The sequence below is a fragment of the Knoellia sp. p5-6-4 genome, from assembly GCF_029222705.1.
In the GTDB taxonomy this organism is placed as follows: domain Bacteria; phylum Actinomycetota; class Actinomycetes; order Actinomycetales; family Dermatophilaceae; genus Pedococcus_A.
In genome coordinates this window covers 2185707-2202153 of record NZ_JARGZF010000001.1, presented here as the reverse complement: position 1 = coordinate 2202153, position 16447 = coordinate 2185707, and the positions used below count along the sequence as shown (strand labels likewise).

Genomic DNA, 16447 nt, shown 5'->3' with positions numbered 1-16447 from the left:
GGGCCGGCCGGGTTTCCGGCAGACAGTAGGAAACCTGGTCGCACCACCCAGCGCCACGCCGTAGCCTGCAGCCGCATGAGCGAGCCCATGGCGATCCCCGTCCTCACCGGCCCCACCGTGACCCTGCGCCCGCACGTGGACGCCGACCTCGGGCCGATCCTCGAGCGCTGCGCCGACCCCGACAGCATCCGGTGGACGACCGTGCCCACGCCCTACACCGAGGACATGGGCCGGGAGTACCTCGCCGAGATCATGCAGCCGTCCCAGAAGCAGGTCTCCTGGGCCATCGAGCGCGAAGGCGCCTACGCGGGCACCATCGACCTCCGGGCGTGGAGCCGCGAGCCGGGCCACAGCAGCGGCAACATCGGGTTCGTCACCCACCCGCGCGTGCGCGGCCTCGGCGTGATGTCGGAGGCCGTGGGCCTGGTCGTCGACCACGCCTTCACCGACCTCGGGTGGGAGCTCGTGGCCTGGCAGGCCAATGTGGGCAACTACGCGAGCTACAAGGCCGCCTGGCGCAACGGCTTCCCGGTGCCGCAGCTCGTCCCGGCCCTGCTCGACCACAAGGGCCGCATGCTCGACGGCTGGCACTCGGTGCTCGAGCCCGACCTGCCTCGCGACCCCGTGGCCCCGTGGGACGAGGTGTGCGCCGTGCTGAAGGAGCACGAGCGCACGGCCCGCCGCCCCGGTTAGCCCCGGAGCTCCTCGCGCAGGTAGACCGCCGCGACCGCCAGGTCGTGGGGCGTGGTCACCTTCATGGCGCGGGGGTCGCCGGGCACGACGACGACGGGCTCGCCGAGACGTTCGACCAGCCCGGCGTCGTCGCTGGCCGACGCGCCGCCGGCGTGCGCCCTCTGGAGCAGCGTGCGCGTGAACCCTTGGGGCGTCTGCACCGCCCGCAGGTGGTCACGATCGGGCGTTCCGCGCACCCGGCCGTCGCCGTCGACCGTCTTGACCGTGTCGGCGACCGGGAGTCCTGGCACCACGGCCGGGTTGCCCGCCTCGACCGCGGCGATGACCGACTCGAAGAGCTCGGCCGGCGCGAGCGCCCGGGCCGCGTCGTGCACCAGGACGACGTCGTCGTCAGGGCGCAGCGCCGCCAGACCCGCGGCGACCGAGGCCGTGCGCTCGGCGCCCCCCACCACGACGTCGACGGCCTCGGGCCGGGTCGTGCCGTCGGCGACCGCCCGGGCCGCCTGGAGGTGGGTCTGCGGCGCGACCACCACCACGTGGCCGACAGCACGAACGGCGAGCGCGCGGCTCAGGGCATGCCCGAGCAGCGGCTCGCCGTTCAGCGTGACAAATACCTTGGGCTCAGCAGCGCCGAGCCGAGTGCCCTGTCCTCCTGCCACGAGGACGACAGCGACGCTCAGGAGGCGAGGACCTCGTCGAGGATGGCCTCGGCCTTGTCCTCGTTGGTCTTCTCCGCCAGGGCCAGCTCGGAGACGAGGATCTGGCGAGCCTTGGCCAGCATGCGCTTCTCACCGGCGGACAGGCCGCGGTCCTTGTCACGGCGCCACAGGTCGCGGACGACCTCGGCCACCTTGATGACATCGCCGGAGGCCAGCTTCTCGAGGTTCGCCTTGTAGCGGCGCGACCAGTTGGTGGGCTCCTCGGTGTGCGGAGCGCGGAGGACCTCGAAGACCTTGTCGAGCCCGTCCTGGCCGACGACGTCGCGGACGCCCACGAGATCGCAGTTCTCGGCAGGGACCTCGATGGTCAGATCACCCTGAGCCACCTTGAGCTTCAGGTAGAGCTTGTCCTCGCCCTTGATCGTGCGGGTGTTGATTTCTTCGATCAGTGCAGCCCCGTGGTGCGGGTACACGACCGTTTCGCCGACCTTGAAAACCATGTGCTGTTTTCCCCTTTCGCGACCTCCAGAATAACACGACGCGCCCTCCAGAGGAACTTGAGCCTTCGACGTTTCCGCAGGTCAGAGCCTCTTTTCGCTGGAATTTCCTTCGTGGGACGCTCTTGACAGACGCGACCGTGTCGTGCAACGCGCACGGGTGCGCGCAGCGAAAGCGGTCCCCGGTACGCTGTCACCCGTGATGCGCCGAACCCTTTCTCCCGCCCGTGCCGCCCGCCGTCTCGTGCCCTTGGCAGCTGCCGCGGCCGCGCTCGGGCTGGCCGGGTGCCAGGTGACCAACCCGATCCAGACCGACGAGCCGTACATCCCCGGCGACGGCGTGCCGGTCGACCTCGAGCAGGTGCAGATCCGCAACCTCGTGGTCGTGTCGGAGACCGAGGGCGGCGCGGGCACCCTCTCGGGTCATGTGGTCAACCGTGCCGGTGAGCCGGTGACCGTCACCTTCGCCGGCGAGGGAGGCGCGAACGCGAGCATCCAGGTGCCGGCCTACGCCGACGAGTCCCTGTCCACGCAGACTCCGGTCACGCTGACGCCCGTGACGGCCAAGCCGGGCGCGGTGGCCACGCTGCAGGTGAGCACCCAGGCCGCCGGCAGCAACATCGTGGAGGTGCCGGTGGTCACGCCCGAGGGCTACTACGAGACCCTCGCCCCCTAACCGTCCCCTCGCCGGCTCAGTCGGCCTCGGTTCAGTCCGCCTCGAACTTGTAGCCCAGCCCGCGCACGGTCACGATGTGCCGCGGGTTCCCGGGGTCCGGCTCGATCTTGGCCCGCAGCCGCTTCACGTGGACGTCGAGGGTCTTGGTGTCGCCGACGTAGTCGCTGCCCCAGACCCGGTCGATGAGCTGCATCCGGGTCAGCACCCGCCCGGTGTTGCGCAGGAGCATCTCCAGCAGCTCGAACTCCTTCAGCGGCATGGAGGCCTGCTCGCCGTTGACCGTCACCACGTGGCGTTCGACGTCCATCCGCACCGGGCCGGCCTCCAGCGTCGCCGGCAGGAGCTCCTCGGGCTCGGCGCGCCGGCGCAGGACCGCCTTGATCCGGGCCAGCAGCTCGCGGGACGAGTACGGCTTGGTGACGTAGTCGTCGGCGCCGATCTCCAGGCCGACGACCTTGTCGATCTCGCTGTCCTTGGCGGTGAGCATGATGACCGGCACGGCCGAGCGCTGCCGCAGCGCCCGGCACACGTCGGTGCCGGTGAGCCCCGGGAGCATCAGGTCGAGCAGCACCAGGTCGGCTCCGGCCCGGTCGAACTCCTCGAGCGCCTCGGTGCCGGTCTCCGCGACCGAGACCTCGTAGCCCTCCTTCTTCAGCAGGTAGGACAGCGGGTCGGAGTACGAGACCTCGTCCTCCACCACCAGGATGCGGGTCATTCGGCGGCCTCTCGTTGCGGGTCGTGGGTCGGGCCGTTCTCCCCAGAGCGGTCGACAGCCGCGGGGAGGCGGATGGTGAAGGTGGAGCCGCGGCCCTCGCGGCTCCAGACGGTGACGTCACCGCCGTGGTTGGCGCAGATGTGCTTGACGATCGCCAGGCCGAGCCCAGTGCCACCGGTCGTCCGCGACCGTGCCGCGTCCACCCGGTAGAAGCGCTCGAAGATGCGGTCCTGCTCGCTCTCGGGGATGCCGTGCCCACGGTCGGCCACGCTGATCTCGACGGCATTCCCGGCCCGGCGGACCCCCACGGCCACCCGGGTCCCCTGGTCGGAGTAGGCGATGGCGTTGCCGATGAGGTTGCGCACCGCGGTGACCAGCAGCTCCTCGTCACCGAAGACCTTGAGGTCGGGCTCGGCGGCCTCGGCCAGCTCGATCTTCTGGGCGTCGGCCTCCACGCGCGAACGCTCGAGCGCCTCGTGCACGGCGGAGCTGATGTCGACCAGGCGGGGCTCGTGCAGCACGTCGGCGACCTGCAGGCGCGAGAGGTCGACGATCTCCTTGACCAGCTGGCTCAGCCGGGCCGCCTCGACCTGCATCCGCCGCGCGAACCGCTCCACCGCCTCGGGGTCGTCCTTGGCATCGGCCACCGCCTCGGCGAGCAGCCCGATCCCGCCCACGGGGGTCTTCAGCTCATGGCTGACGTTGACCACGAAGTCACGCCTGACCTCCTCGAGGCGGTGTGCCTCGCTGCGGTCGTCGAGCAGCAGGAGCACCTGGCTGCTCCCGAGCGGCGCCACCCGAGCCTGCATGAAGACGCGACCGCGGCCGAGCGGTCCGCGCGACAGCTCGAGCTCGGCCTCGCGGATCACTCCGTCACGGCGCACCTGCCTGGCCAGCTCCCGCAGCTCGGCGTGCGCGAGCTCCTGCCCGCGGACCAGCCCGTAGGACACCGCGGCCGGCGAAGTGGTGATCACGGCGTCGGAGGAGTCGACGACGATGGCGCTCGAGCGCAGCACCGCGAGAACGGCGCCGACACCTGCGGGCAGTGCCGGTGGCTGTTCCGGCTCGGGCACCTCGTGCATCTGCCGCTCGGAGTACCGGACGGCGAGGACGGCGAACACGCCGATGACGAGCCCGGCGAAGCCGGACAGCACGGCGGCGGTTCCCACGTCCACGAGACTCAATGTACGCAGAGAAAACTGCATGAATGAGCACGGCGGGGTGTCCCCTGCTGCGGGGTTCCCATATGTTCATCTCGGGGCCCCCACACGTTCACGGCCCCGTGCAACCCTCGCACCGACGAACCCCGGCTGCCACCACCTGGCGACGACCCTGCGACCCAAGGACGACAAGCACCCATGCGCCACGCGTTCCACGAGGACCTCGACAAGATCTCCGACCAGCTCGTCGAGATGACCAGACTGGTCGGCTCCGCCATGTCGCGCGCCACCACCGCCCTGCTGGATGCCGACATCCAGCTGGCCCAGACGGTCATCGACGGCGACAAGGCCGTCGACGCGATGCGCGAGGCGATCGACGAGCTCGCCATCGACCTGCTCGCCCGGCAGAACCCCGTCGCCACCGACCTGCGCATCATCGTCACGGGCATGCGGATGAGCTCCGACCTCGAGCGCATGGGCGACCTGGCCCGCCACATCGCCAAGGTGGCCCGCCTGCGCTACCCGGACACGGCCGTGCCCGCGGAGGTGCGCTCCGAGATCGTGCAGATGGGCAACGTCGCCGGCGAGATCGTCGCCAAGGCCGGCTCGGTGATCGCGTCCAAGGACGTCAAGGCCGCTGCGGAGCTCGACCGCGACGACGACGCCATGGACGACCTGCACCGCGAGCTGCTGAACCGGCTCATGGAGGGCCCGTGGAAGTACGGCGTGCAGTCCGCCGTCGACCTCGCCCTGATCAGCCGCTACTACGAGCGCTTCGCCGACTGGGCGGTCACGGTCTCCCACCGCGTCATCTACCTCGTCACCGGCGAGTGGGACGAGGGAATCACGAGCATGGACCACGAGGAGCAGGAGGACGACGCGACCGACTGACCCGGTCGCGCCGTCACCGCCTCGCGGAGGTGGACAGGTCCGGTATGCCGTGCACACGGCATACCGGGCCTGTCGCGTGTTCCGGGAAAGGCGCTGCGCGCTCTCAACCTCCGCCATGCTTGCCGTCGTCTCTTCAGTCACAGGGACCACACCGGCGGGAAGGCAGCGGATGGATGCGGGAGCGGAAGAGGAGTTCCGCCGGTTCGTGCAGGCGCGGTGGCCCGCGCTGGTGCGGACCGCCTACCTCCTCACGGGCGACCGCGGTCGAGCCGAGGACCTCGTGCAGCAGACGCTGGTGAAGGTGCACCGGCGCTGGTCGCACATCGCGAGCGCGGAGTCGCCCTACGCCTACACCCGGGCGGCGCTCGTCAACGAGTCCACCTCGTGGTGGCGGCGTCGCCGGGTCGCGGAGATCCTGGGCGAGATCCCGGCCCACGTCGACCGCGACCCCGCCGACCGCTTCGACGCCGTTGACACGCGCGACGAGCTCGCCCGCGCGGTGCTCCAGCTCCCTCCGCGGATGCGGGCCGTGATCGTGCTGCGGTACTTCGACGACCTGTCCGAGGCCGAGACGGCATCGGCACTCGGGATGTCGACCGGCTCGGTGAAGAGCCAGGCCTCGCGCGGCCTGGCCCGGCTGCGCTCGGTCCTCACCGGGACCCGCAGCCTGGGCGAGAGGAGCCTGTCATGAGCATCGAGAGCCAGCTGCGCGAGGCCCTCGCGGTCCGCGCCGACGATGTCGCGGTGGGCGCCGACGACCCCTACGAACGGGTGGCCCGAGCCATCGCGGCCGGCCGGCGCCGTCGCCGCAGCGTCGCTGCCGGCGCCGTGGCCGCCGTGGCCGCCGTGGCGGTGGCCGTGCCGCTGCTCAGTCACGGCCAGGACCGCACGGCTCCCCCGGCGGGGCGCGACGAGACCGTCGCCCCGGTGCCGAAGGACCCGGCCCTGTGGCGGTCGATGCGGACGTGGCCCACTCGCGGGGGGCTCGCCGGCGACGCCGCCTTCGTGGAGGCGGTCACGACGGCGGTCGCACCCGAGGGCAACGCGCTCTACGCCGAGGACCTGACCCGCAACCGGGTCGTCGTCTTCTGGGCGCCGTCGCAGGACCCGGCGATGCCCGAGGGCATGCTCAAGGTCGCCTCCGGCCCGCGCGGCGCGGCAGCCGACCAGCTCGCGCTGCAGCACGAGGAGCCCGCAGCCTCGCCGGACGCGGTGGTCTTCCGCGAGGGGGCGGACGGCGGCGGACGGCTCGTCGTGCTGACCCGGCCCAGCGAGCGCGAGGCCCAGCTGTCCGACGGGGTGGAGATCAGCCCCGACGGCACCGTCTCGCGGACCTGGGAGCCACTGCGCCTGACCGGCGGCCTGGGCACGGCTCAGCCCCGGGCACCCCTGTCGCTCAACCGCGTGCAGGTGGCGGGGCACGACGGCCCGGTCACCCTCACGGCGGGCACCGTGCCCACGGGGCAGCCGATGCCCGAGGGGGCGGGGATCTGCATGAACTGCGCTGGCAAGGTGTTCCGGCAGCGGGCTGAGCAGGGGGTGAGCGAGTCGGTGGGCCAGCGCCTCGGGCTGGACGCCGACCAGGTGGCCACGACCACGCGCTACTCGGGCCCGCTCGACGCCGTGGTCGCGGGGGCGTCGGGAGTCACCGACGCCACGGCGGCCGGCACGACCCACACCCTCTACGTCGGCGACACCACCCTCCCCGGTGGCGGCGTCCTGCGGTCGGTGCTCCTCGTGTCGTCGTACGCCGGTGGGTCCGGCTCCGCGACCGAGCTCGCCAGCGCGGTCCCTATCGACGCCTCCACGGCGGCGAACCGGCCGGTGGTCGTCGGAGGCCTCCGCGCCCCGGGCTCCGGCGCGGTGCTCGAGATCTTCGCGCCGGGAGCGGGTTCAGTGGCGCTGGTGTCCTCGGCCCCCAGCCTGTGGCCGGACTCCGGCGCGGTGCTCAGCGCGGGCCGGGCGCGGGTCGACCTCGCCGACGCGCAGTGGAGGCAGCACTACTCCGTCGAGCCCTACGACGCGTCGGGCCGCTCGCTGGGCACGTTCCCGATCGAGCTGCCGAACGCGGGTGACCCGTTCGACCTCCAGCCCGGCGGGTAGCCGACAGCCCCCCGGTCCGGGCCCCGGGAAGACGAGCTGGCCCGGTATGCCGCGTGCGCGGCATACCGGGCCTGTCCCGTTGTGGGGGTGGGCGCCTCAGCGGCGCTGACCCTGGGCGGCCACTGCGGCGGCGGCCTCGGCGGCGGCCTCGGGGTCGAGGTACTCACCGGGCTTGGTCGGCATGAAGTCCTCGCCGAGGGTGTAGACCAGCGGCTGGCCGGTCGGGATGTTGAGCGCCGCGATGTCCTCGTCGCTGATGCCGTCGAGGTGCTTGACCAGGCCGCGCAGGCTGTTGCCGTGGGCGACGACGAGCACGGTCTGGCCGGTGCGCAGGTCGTCCTGGAGCGGGCCCTCCCAGTAGGGCATGAACCGGGTGATGACGTCCTTGAGGCACTCGGTGCGCGGGACCTCGATGCCGGCGTAGCGCGGGTCGCCGGACTGGTCGTACTCGGCGCCGACCTCGATGGGCGGCGGCGGGGTGTCGAACGAGCGGCGCCACAGCATGAACTGCTCGTCGCCGTACTTCTCGCGGGTCGCCGCCTTGTCGAGGCCCTGCAGCGCGCCGTAGTGCCGCTCGTTGAGACGCCAGTCGCGGCGCACCGGGATCCAGTGGCGGTCACAGGCGTCGAGGGCGAGGTTGGCGGTGTTGATCGCCCGGCGCAGCACGGACGTGTGCACGATGTCCGGCAGGACGCCCTTCTCCTTGAGCAGCTCGCCGCCGCGGACCGCCTCCGCGCGGCCCAGGTCGTTGAGGTCGACGTCGACCCAGCCGGTGAAGAGGTTCTTGGCGTTCCAGTCGGAGTGGCCGTGGCGCAGCAGGACGAGGGTGTATGCCGTCATGGCGCCAAGGCTAGCGGGGCCCCTCAGCCCTCGAGCAGGTGCCGGAACGCCTCGAGGTTGCGGGTGGACTCGCCGCGCGAGACGCGCCAGGCCCACTCCTTCTTCATGGAGCTGAGGAAGCCGATGGCGAGCAGCTCGTTGAAGTGGGCGTCTGCGGCCTGCAGCAGGGCGCCGAGCAGCTGGTCGAGGTAGTGGGCGTCGACACCGGCGGCCGGGACGCGCCCGGTGACGTAGACGTCGCCGGACTTGTCGATGGCGTAGGCCAGGCCGGGCAGCCGCAGGTTCTTGCGGAGCAGGTAGCGGTAGAACTGCTCGTGGTTCTCGTCCGGGTTGCGGATGACGAACGCCGAGACCGAGAGCGTCGACTCGGTGACGACCAGCGAGGCCACGGTCTTGAGCTTCTTCTCGCCAGGGAGGGTCACCACGAACTCGCCCTCGCGCGCGCCCTGCTCCCACGGGATGTCCGACTCGGCGAGGTGGTCCTCGACGACCTGCGCCAGGGAGGCGGCGGTGCTCACGGGACCACCGCCGCGGGGATCCCGTGCAGGGCGGCCGCGTCGCCGATGGGCGAAGGAGTGCGTTCCCGGCAGGCCTGGTGGTAGACGTCGAGGAGGCGGTCGGTCGTGCGCTCCCAGCCGAACTGCCCGGCGTGGCGCACGGCCTGCTCGGAGAGCTCGGCGCGCCGGTCGGGGTCGAGCAGCAGGGCCTCGAGGCTGTCCGCCCAGCGCCGCGGGTCGTGTCCGTCGACCAGCACCCCCGCGTCGCCGACAGCCGTCGGCAGGCCACCCACGTCGGCCGCGACGACCGGCGTGCCGCACGCCTGCGCCTCGACGGCGACGAGGCCGAACGACTCGCTGTGCGAGGGCACCGCGACGAGGTCTGCGGCGCGGTACCACCAGGCCAGCTCGGCGCGCGGCACGGGCTTGACGAACCGCACGTCGGCGGCGATCCCGAGGTCGCGGGCGAGGTCCTCGAGGGAGTGCGGGTGTGCCAGGCCGGAGCCGCTCGGGCCGCCCAGGACCGCCACGACGAGCTGGCCGCGCCACTGCGGGTGGCGTCCCAGCAGCTCGGCTGCCGCCTTGACGAGCACCTCGGGCGCCTTCAGCGGCTGGATGCGCCCGACGAACAGGAGCAGCTTGGCGTCCTGGGTCAGGCCCACCCGGGCCCGTGCCTCGCGCTGGTCGCCGGGGGTGAAGAGCGACAGGTCCACGCCGGGCGGGACGACGACGACCTTGTCGGGGTCGGCGCCGTAGAGGCCGACCAGCTCGTCGGCCTCCTTGTCGGTGTTCGCGATGAGGCGGTCGGCGGCCTCGACCACCTGCGCCTCCCCGATCTCGCGCCCCGGCGGCTCGGGGCTGTCGCCCTCGGCGAGGTGGGCGTTCTTGACCCGCGCCATGGTGTGCATCGTGTGCACGAGCGGCACGTTCCAGCGGTCGTGCGCGAGCCACCCCACCTGGCCGGAGAGCCAGTAGTGGGAGTGCACCAGGTCGTAGTAGCCCTCGGGGGCGTGGGCAGCCGTGCGCATGACACCGGCAGCGAAGGCGCAGAGCTGGCCGGGCAGGTCCTCCTTGCCCAGGCCCTCGTAGGGGCCCGCGGGGACGTGCCGCACCAGCACCCCCGGGGTCAGCTCCACCACGGGGTCGAGCTCTGCGGTGGTGGTGCGGGTGAAGACCTCCACCTCGACGCCGCGGCGGGCGAGCTGGCGGGCGACCTCGACGACGTAGACGTTGAGTCCCCCCGCATCGCCGGTGCCCGGCTGCTCGAGGGGCGAGGTGTGCACGCTGAGCATGGCGACCCGGCCGAGGGTGTCACACAGGGGCATCTCCCGATTGTCCCACGGGAGCAGGGGCCGGCCTGCCGCCTGCGCCTGCGTCATGGGTCACTGCGGACATGGTCCACTGCGGGCACGAGTCACTGCGGGCGCGGGTCGGGACGGGACGACACCGTCAGGACCGCGGCCTCGGACCAGACGTGCACGTCGAGGCGACCCGTCGATCGCTGGTCCACCCCACGGACCACACCTGCCGGCCCGATCGCGACGTCCGTGCCCAGCACCGTGGTGAAGGCGGGGTCGCTGCGGCCGGTCTCCGCGGGCAGCCAGTAGGCGTTGCGGCGCAGGTTGCGGAACGGCAGCACAGGCGGCAGGCCGGTGGTCGCGGGTTTGTGGGCGAGGTGGACCACGACACCACTTGCCTGCGGCACGCTCACGCCGACGCGCACCACCGGTCCAGCGAGCTCGATGCGCAGCTCCATCGGCAGGCTCACCTCCCCGTCAGAGACCTCGCCGAGGTAGGTCGCCCGACCGGGGAGGAAGCGCAGGTCGGTGATGCGCAGGTGGTTGTACTCGCGCTCGATCCTCTCCGTGGTGTCGTTGCCACTGCCCTCGACGGTCCCGACGACGGCGGAGACGAGCGACCCGCGCAGCACGGTCTCGCTGAGGATGTCGTCGCCGTGGCTGAGCCGCAGCCCTGATTCGTAGAGCGACGCGGTGACGCCGCCGCCCAGCGTCGCGATGCCGCGGGCCTGCTCGTCGATCTGCAGCATCCCGGGCTCGACATCGGCCATGCCGCTGTCGCGCCCGAGCCAGCCGGGAACCCACGAGCTGAGGCCGAGGGCCGCGAGCGCGCTCAGCGACAGCACGAGCGCGAGCATGCTCTTGCTGATGTCACGCTTGGGCCGGGCCACGGTCCAACCCTAGGACCGGGACGCGCCCTCAGCAGGGCGCCCCGTACCCTGCGGGCGTGGCGAGGCAGCGGCCGGTGGGCACCATCACCCGCGGCACCACCAACCCCAACCGCCTGCGCCGGGTCGACCGGTGGCTCGCGGGGCCGCAAGCCTGGCGGCTGCGCCGGCACCGGCACGCCCCGGTGGTCGTCGACCTCGGCTACGGCGCCTCGCCTGTGACCGCCGTCGAGCTCCACGACCGGCTGCGCCGGGTGAGACCCGACGTGCAGGTCGTCGGCATCGAGATCGACCCCGAGCGGGTGGCGGCTGCGCGGCCGCTCACGCGACCGGGGCTCCGCTTCGGGCTCGGCGGCTTCGAGGTGCCGCTCGAGGCGGGCGTCCGGCCCACGGTGGTGCGCGCCTTCAACGTGCTGCGGCAGTACGACGAGGCTGACGTGCACGCAGCCTGGGCGCAGGTGCAGCAGCGGCTGGCCGAGGACGGGCTCCTTGTCGACGGCACCTGTGACGAGCTGGGGCGGCGCAGCACGTGGGTCGCGGTCGACCGCTCGGGCCCGCGCTCACTGACCTTCTCGTGGCGGCTGCGCGGCCTCGAAGCGCCGTCCGAGATCGCCGAGCGGCTGCCGAAGGCGCTGATCCACCGCAACGTCGAGGGCGAGGGCGTGCACGGCTACCTGGCGGCGCTCGACCGGGCCTGGTCCCACAGCGCCCACCATGGCTCGTTCGGGGTGCGGCAGCGCTTCCTCGCCATGGCGAACGCGCTGCGTGAGGAGGGCTGGCCGCTGCTCGACGGCGCGAGCCGCTGGCGGCTCGGGGAGCTCACCGTCGCCTGGGACGCGGTCGCGCCAAGGGGTCAGCGTGCGTAGTCGTCCTCGAGCCGGACGATGTCTGCCTCGTCGAAGTCGCCGAAGGCGATCTCGAGCAGCCGGCCGGGCTGGTCGCTCTTGTTGGCCATGCGGTGCACGGTGTGCGCCGGGACCCAGACCGTCTCGCCGGGCTCGGCCGCCCAGGTGCGCTCACCCACAGTGACCTCGATCGGCACGTCAAGGACCTGCCACATCTCGCCGCGGTGCTCGTGCGTCTGCAGCGACAGGCGGTGCCCCGGCTCGACGGTGATGACCTTGACGGTCACCGGCTCGTTCGAGACGAACTGCTGGAACTGCCCCCACGGGCGCTCGACGGTGAAGATCTCCCCGCGCGGGTCCTGACGGTCAGACATGACTCCCCTTGATGGCCGGTGCGGCAACGGCCGCTGATTGTGCCCGATGTCCCCCGCCGGGCGTCACCACGGGCCGTAGGGGCCCTGGGACGAGCCACGCCCGCGGCCGCTCACCTGCTGCAGCGCGGGGCGCACGTCGGCGAGGTAGATGCCGGCGCCGACGACTGCGAGGATGCCGAAGAGGTTGAGCGGTGAGAAGAAGGTGACGAAGCCCACCAGCGCGCTGACCCCGGTGACGATCAGCCAGAACTGCTTGGTGCGCTTACCCGCAGCGACATAGGCGTCCGGGCGGTGGCGCAGGGCGTCGATGAACGCGAACACCTCGAGGGCCAGGGCGGCGAGGCCGAGGAGGAGCGCCACGGTGCTCTGCGCGGAGCCGATGAAGTTCATACGGCAAAGCCTACGGTGTCAGCACGAGCTCAGACGTCCACCACGAGCGTGACCGGCCCGTCGCCCACGAGGCTGACCTCCATCATCGCCCCGAAGCTCCCGGTGGCGACCTCGACGCCCCGCTCGCGCAGGGCCGCGACGACGGCGTCCACCACCGGTTCGGCGACGTCACCCGGCGCCGCGCCGTTCCACGACGGCCGTCGCCCCTTCTTCGTGTCGGCGTAGAGGGTGAACTGGCTGACCACGAGCACCGGGGCGCCCTCGTCGAGCACCGACCGCTCGTCGCGCAGGATGCGCAGCTCGCTGATCTTGCGGGCCATGGCTGCGACCTGCTCGGGCCCGTCGTCGTGGGTCACCCCGACCAGCGCCACCAGCCCGGGCCGCTCGATCGCGCCAACGGTCTCGCCGTCGACGGTCACCGACGCACGGGTGACCCGCTGGAGCACTGCCCTCATCGGACGGCCCTACAGCCCGACCGCGACGACGGCGCCCACCGGCTCGCCGTGCCCGAGCACCGGGGCCTTCTCGAGCGCGTCGAGTGCCGGTGACTCGACACCCAGCCGGCGCAGGGCGGCGGCGAGGATGACCGGGCGGGCGCGCTGCCCCCCGTCGGCGACCTTGAGCGCGACGCCGCGCCCGTCGGCCAGCCCCACGGCATACACGGCCTCGGCGCCGTCCTTGGCGATGAGGCCGGGGGTGCCCTCGACGAGGGCGCTGACGTCACGGCGGCTGCCGCCGAGGTATGCCGGGTGGCTGCGGATCGCGTCGGCGACCGTGCGCTCGTGGGTGCCCGCCTCCGCCGAGGCGAGGCGGCCGAACGCGCGTGCGAGCCCGGCCACGCTCACCGCCATGACGGGGGCGCCACAGCCGTCGACCGCCATCGCCGCCACCGGCTCACCGCTCAGGTCGGCCAGGGCCTGCTCCATGGCCTGTTGGAGCGGGTGCGCCGGGTCGCGGTAGGTGGCGGTGTCCCAGCCGTTGACGACACAGGTGGCCAGCATGGCGGCGTGCTTGCCGGAGCAGTTCTGGGCGAGGGGGCTCTTCTCGCGGCCCTCGCGACGCCAGCGGTCCTGCTCCTGCGCGTCGTAGGGCAGGTCCGGGGTGTTCTGCAGGTCGGCGTCGGTGAGGCCCGCGCCGGCGAGGATGCGGCGCACGCCCTCGAGGTGGAAGTCCTCACCGGAGTGGCTGGAGCACGCGAGCGCGAGCAGCTCGGGGTCGAGCCGCAGCCCGCTGCGCACCATCGCGAGGGCCTGCACCGGCTTGTTGGACGACCGCGGGAAGACCGGGTCGTCGACACCTCCGAGCGCGAGGGTGGTCGAACCGTCGGCGTCGACGGCCGCGAGGCTGGCGCGGTGGGCCGACTCGACGAACCCGCCGCGCACCACGTGGGCCAGGACGGGCGCGTCGGCCAGGGCGGCCGGCGTGGGGAGCTGCGTGGCGGCGAGGGGCGTCTGCGAGGTCACGGCGCCACCCTAACGAGCCGCCGACAACGGCGAAGGGCCCGCCCACGGGGTCTGGGTGGGCGGGCCCTTCCGGGGCCGGAGGGGTCCGGCCCGGCCGGCGTCGCCCGGAGGGGGTGGGCGGCGCCGGCCCTGTGGCCCGGTCTCCCGGGCGGCTGCTCAGGTCAGTCGCCGACCTTCTTGGCTGCGGCCTCGCCGGCCTTCTTCGCGGCCGAGGCGGTCTTGCGGGCGCTGGTGGTGGTGCGCTTCGCGGAGGACCGGGTGGCCGACGCGCTCTTCTTCGCGGTGGTGGCGGTCCGCTTGGCAGCGGTGCGGGTGCGCTTGGCCGACGCGGTCGCGGCGGTCGAGACCTCGCGGGCCTCCTCGGCGGCGGCGTCGACGGCGACGTCGGCCACGGAGGCAGCCTGGTGGCGGCCGGTGGTGAGCGTGGCCTTGGCCGAGCGCTCGATGTCGCCGGCGGCCTTGCGGACGGTGGTGACGGCGCCCTTGCCGAGCGCGAGGGTGGTCTCGGCCTGCGCGACGAGGTCCTTGGTGGCCTTCTGGTTGCGCACGCGCTTGACCAGGCCCTCACCGCGGGCGGCCAGCGACTCGTAGCCGTCGACGGCCTTGCTGGCCAGCTCGAGGCTGCGGTTCAGGGCGAGCACCGGCACGTGCTGCGCCTGCTCGGTCACCTCGGTGGCGCGCTTGGTGACCCGGGCCGAGATCCTGTCGGCCGTGAGCTCGGCGCGGGCTGCGGCGGCGCGGACGCGGGCGTCGCGCACCTTCTCCACAGCGAGGTCGGTGGCACCGACGGCGGCGTAGACGGGGGTGGACTCGGTGACGGTCCTGGTGATGTCGGCCACGAGTGTCATGGCGATCTCCTCATTCCTTTTCGTTAGGGGTCGTGGTGCGCTTGGTGGTGCTGTCTGTGGTGGTGGACTTGCGGGCGGTGGTGACCGCGGCCTTGCGGGTCGTCCTGGCGGTGCCCGGCTTGGCGGTCGCGGATCTCGCGCCCTTGCCCGTCGCGCCGGAGCGCGAGCCGCGCCGGCGGGTCGTGTCGCCCGCGGCCTTCCCCTGCGCCGCCTCGGCACCGACGAACGAGTCGTAGATGTCGAGCAGCGCGGCCTTCTGCCGCTCGGTCAGCCGGGGATCGGCCTGGATGACGCTGCGGGTGTCGGTCGCCGGCGGCTCGGCCTGGGGCCGTTCGTCGAGGATGCCGGCGCGCACGTAGAGCGACTCGGCGGAGACCTGCAGGCCTTTGGCGAGCTGCTGGAGGATCTCTGCGCTCGGCTTCTTGAGCCCGCGCTCGATCTGCGACAGGTAGGGGTTGGAGATACCGGCCAGGTCGGCGAGCTGGCGCAGCGACAGCCGGGCCGACTGCCTCTGCTCGCGCAGGTAGTCACCCAGGTGGTTACCCAGGGGTAGCTGCCTCATGCCTCCATCATGCTTGCTGGAGTTAGCAGAATGCAAACCGAAGACAGCGTGAGCCCCCTCACACCTGCCGCACTTTTATCGGGTCACCCGATAAACGTGCGCTCCACCCGAGGTGGCACCCGGGGTGAAGGGTCCCTTTATCGGGCCACCCGATAAAGGGACAGCGCCGGCGCGGTGTGCCGCGTGGCCGCCTACCGGGTGCGGCGGTCCTTCACCCCGAGCAGGGCACGGGCGTCGTCGGCGCCCATCGCCGGACGCTGCATCACCTCGGCCAGGTGCGCCGCACGCTCGACGAGCTCGCGGTTGTGCTGCACCTGCCGGCCCCGCGCGAATACGACGTTGTCCTCCATCCCGACCCGCAGGTGCCCGCCCGCAGCCAGCGCGGCCGCCATGACGGGCAGGTGTGCCCGCCCGATCCCGGTGGCCGACCAGCTCGTCACCTCCGCGGGCAGCATCTGCACCGCCGCCATCAGCGCGGCCGGGCTGCCCGGCATACCGCCCGGCACGTTGGTCACGAAATCGACGTGCACCCTGCCCCCGAACGGCAGCCCGTGGGTGTCGATGAGCCGGCGCAGGGCGTGCACGTGCCCGAGGTCGAACAGCTCGAACTCCGGGACGACCTCGCGCTCCTGGGCCTGGACGTAGAGGTCGGACATGAAGCCCCAGGGGTTGAGGAAGACGTCGTCGCCGAAGTTGGTGGTGCCGCAGGTGAGGCTGCACGAGTCGGGCTCGGCGTCGAGCACGGTGAGGCGCTGCTCGAGCGGGTCGTGCACGCTGCCGCCGGTGGACAGCTGGATCACCAGCGAGGTCTGCTCGCGCAGCGCGTCGACCGCCGCCTTGAGGTGTCCGTGGTCGAGGGTCGGCCGGTGATCGGCGTCGCGGATGTGCAGGTGGATCATGGCCGCGCCGGCCGCCTCGCACGACCGGGCCGTCTCGACCAGCTCCTCGAGCGTCGTCGGCAGCTGGGGGAAGTCCTGCTTGGCCAGCTCGGCGCCCGTGGGCGCGACGGTGATGAGAGTGCTCGTGGCAGCAGCGGTCGGCATGGCCCC

At 72.5% G+C, this 16447-nt stretch carries 21 protein-coding genes; 6 read left to right on the top strand and 15 right to left on the bottom strand.

Annotated features, from left to right (window positions below; all coding sequences use genetic code 11):
- Window positions 1–75: 75 nt before the first annotated feature.
- Entirely contained in the window at window positions 76–693 is a 618-nt protein-coding gene (locus P2F65_RS10725; RefSeq protein ID WP_275806732.1) for a GNAT family N-acetyltransferase, read from the top strand.
- Here P2F65_RS10725 and ispD read toward each other — a convergent pair.
- Window positions 690–1373: a 2-C-methyl-D-erythritol 4-phosphate cytidylyltransferase gene (gene ispD / locus P2F65_RS10720; RefSeq protein WP_275807387.1), complete on the bottom strand. Its 684-nt coding sequence runs from the start codon at window positions 1371–1373 to the stop codon at window positions 690–692. The genes P2F65_RS10725 and ispD overlap by 4 nt on opposite strands.
- Window positions 1370–1852, bottom strand: coding sequence for a CarD family transcriptional regulator (locus tag P2F65_RS10715; RefSeq protein WP_091758412.1), 483 nt, complete (start codon window positions 1850–1852; stop codon window positions 1370–1372). The genes ispD and P2F65_RS10715 overlap by 4 nt, the downstream gene beginning before the upstream one ends.
- A 196-nt stretch (window positions 1853–2048) precedes the next feature.
- On the opposite strand from P2F65_RS10715, the gene P2F65_RS10710 reads away from it, so the two are divergent.
- Entirely contained in the window at window positions 2049–2525 is a 477-nt protein-coding gene (locus P2F65_RS10710) for a hypothetical protein (RefSeq protein ID WP_275806726.1), read from the top strand.
- A 31-nt stretch (window positions 2526–2556) separates the two neighbouring features.
- Here P2F65_RS10710 and P2F65_RS10705 read toward each other — a convergent pair whose 3' ends face one another.
- Window positions 2557–3240, bottom strand: coding sequence for a response regulator transcription factor (locus P2F65_RS10705; RefSeq protein WP_275806723.1), 684 nt, complete (start codon window positions 3238–3240; stop codon window positions 2557–2559).
- Window positions 3237–4415: an ATP-binding protein gene (locus tag P2F65_RS10700; protein WP_275806720.1), complete on the bottom strand. Its 1179-nt coding sequence runs from the start codon at window positions 4413–4415 to the stop codon at window positions 3237–3239. Before P2F65_RS10700 ends, P2F65_RS10705 begins: the two co-directional genes overlap by 4 nt.
- 183 nt (window positions 4416–4598) lie before the next feature.
- On the opposite strand from P2F65_RS10700, the gene phoU reads away from it, so the two are divergent.
- The 3 genes from phoU (at window position 4599) to P2F65_RS10685 (ending at window position 7394) form a co-directional block, all read left to right on the top strand.
- Entirely contained in the window at window positions 4599–5291 is a 693-nt protein-coding gene (gene phoU, locus P2F65_RS10695; protein WP_275806717.1) for a phosphate signaling complex protein PhoU, read from the top strand.
- A gap of 169 nt (window positions 5292–5460) precedes the next feature.
- A complete protein-coding gene (locus P2F65_RS10690; RefSeq protein WP_275806715.1) occupies window positions 5461–5982 on the top strand; it encodes a SigE family RNA polymerase sigma factor in 522 nt (173 codons plus the stop codon).
- Window positions 5979–7394: a hypothetical protein gene (locus tag P2F65_RS10685; RefSeq protein WP_275806711.1), complete on the top strand. Its 1416-nt coding sequence runs from the start codon at window positions 5979–5981 to the stop codon at window positions 7392–7394. The genes P2F65_RS10690 and P2F65_RS10685 overlap by 4 nt, the downstream gene beginning before the upstream one ends.
- Window positions 7395–7490: 96 nt before the next feature.
- Here P2F65_RS10685 and P2F65_RS10680 read toward each other — a convergent pair whose 3' ends face one another.
- From P2F65_RS10680 to P2F65_RS10665, 4 genes are all read right to left on the bottom strand, one after another.
- Entirely contained in the window at window positions 7491–8234 is a 744-nt protein-coding gene (locus P2F65_RS10680; protein WP_275806708.1) for a phosphoglyceromutase, read from the bottom strand.
- A gap of 23 nt (window positions 8235–8257) precedes the next feature.
- Entirely contained in the window at window positions 8258–8752 is a 495-nt protein-coding gene (locus P2F65_RS10675) for a YbjN domain-containing protein (protein ID WP_275806705.1), read from the bottom strand.
- Window positions 8749–10056 (bottom strand): D-inositol-3-phosphate glycosyltransferase, encoded by a 1308-nt coding sequence (gene mshA / locus P2F65_RS10670; protein WP_275806702.1) that lies wholly within the window; start codon window positions 10054–10056, stop codon window positions 8749–8751. The genes P2F65_RS10675 and mshA overlap by 4 nt, the downstream gene beginning before the upstream one ends.
- Window positions 10057–10145: 89 nt before the next feature.
- Window positions 10146–10919, bottom strand: a complete 774-nt coding sequence (locus P2F65_RS10665; RefSeq protein WP_275806698.1) for a hypothetical protein — start codon at window positions 10917–10919, stop codon at window positions 10146–10148.
- Window positions 10920–10975: 56 nt separating this feature from the next.
- On the opposite strand from P2F65_RS10665, the gene P2F65_RS10660 reads away from it, so the two are divergent.
- A complete protein-coding gene (locus tag P2F65_RS10660; protein ID WP_275806695.1) occupies window positions 10976–11782 on the top strand; it encodes a class I SAM-dependent methyltransferase in 807 nt (268 codons plus the stop codon).
- On the opposite strand, the gene P2F65_RS10655 is transcribed toward P2F65_RS10660, so the two are convergent.
- The 7 genes from P2F65_RS10655 to P2F65_RS10625 all read right to left on the bottom strand — a co-directional run bounded on the left by P2F65_RS10655 (window position 11770) and on the right by P2F65_RS10625 (window position 16441).
- Entirely contained in the window at window positions 11770–12135 is a 366-nt protein-coding gene (locus tag P2F65_RS10655; RefSeq protein WP_275806692.1) for a phosphomannose isomerase type II C-terminal cupin domain, read from the bottom strand. The two genes, P2F65_RS10660 and P2F65_RS10655, sit on opposite strands and share 13 nt — an antisense overlap.
- 63 nt (window positions 12136–12198) lie before the next feature.
- Window positions 12199–12525, bottom strand: a complete 327-nt coding sequence (locus tag P2F65_RS10650; protein ID WP_275806690.1) for a DUF2516 family protein — start codon at window positions 12523–12525, stop codon at window positions 12199–12201.
- 29 nt (window positions 12526–12554) lie between these two features.
- The gene (gene dtd / locus P2F65_RS10645) at window positions 12555–12980 is read right to left on the bottom strand and encodes a D-aminoacyl-tRNA deacylase (protein WP_275806687.1); all 426 of its coding nucleotides are present in this window, start codon (window positions 12978–12980) and stop codon (window positions 12555–12557) included.
- A 9-nt stretch (window positions 12981–12989) separates the two neighbouring features.
- Complete coding sequence (locus P2F65_RS10640; protein ID WP_275806684.1) at window positions 12990–13988, bottom strand: asparaginase; 999 nt, start codon at window positions 13986–13988, stop codon at window positions 12990–12992.
- 161 nt (window positions 13989–14149) lie between these two features.
- On the bottom strand, window positions 14150–14836 hold the full coding sequence (locus tag P2F65_RS10635) for a hypothetical protein (RefSeq protein WP_275806681.1): 687 nt from the start codon (window positions 14834–14836) through the stop codon (window positions 14150–14152).
- 10 nt (window positions 14837–14846) lie between these two features.
- On the bottom strand, window positions 14847–15398 hold the full coding sequence (locus P2F65_RS10630) for a helix-turn-helix transcriptional regulator (protein WP_275806678.1): 552 nt from the start codon (window positions 15396–15398) through the stop codon (window positions 14847–14849).
- A 191-nt stretch (window positions 15399–15589) separates the two neighbouring features.
- On the bottom strand, window positions 15590–16441 hold the full coding sequence (locus P2F65_RS10625; protein WP_275806675.1) for a 3-keto-5-aminohexanoate cleavage protein: 852 nt from the start codon (window positions 16439–16441) through the stop codon (window positions 15590–15592).
- Window positions 16442–16447: the final 6 nt, after the last annotated feature.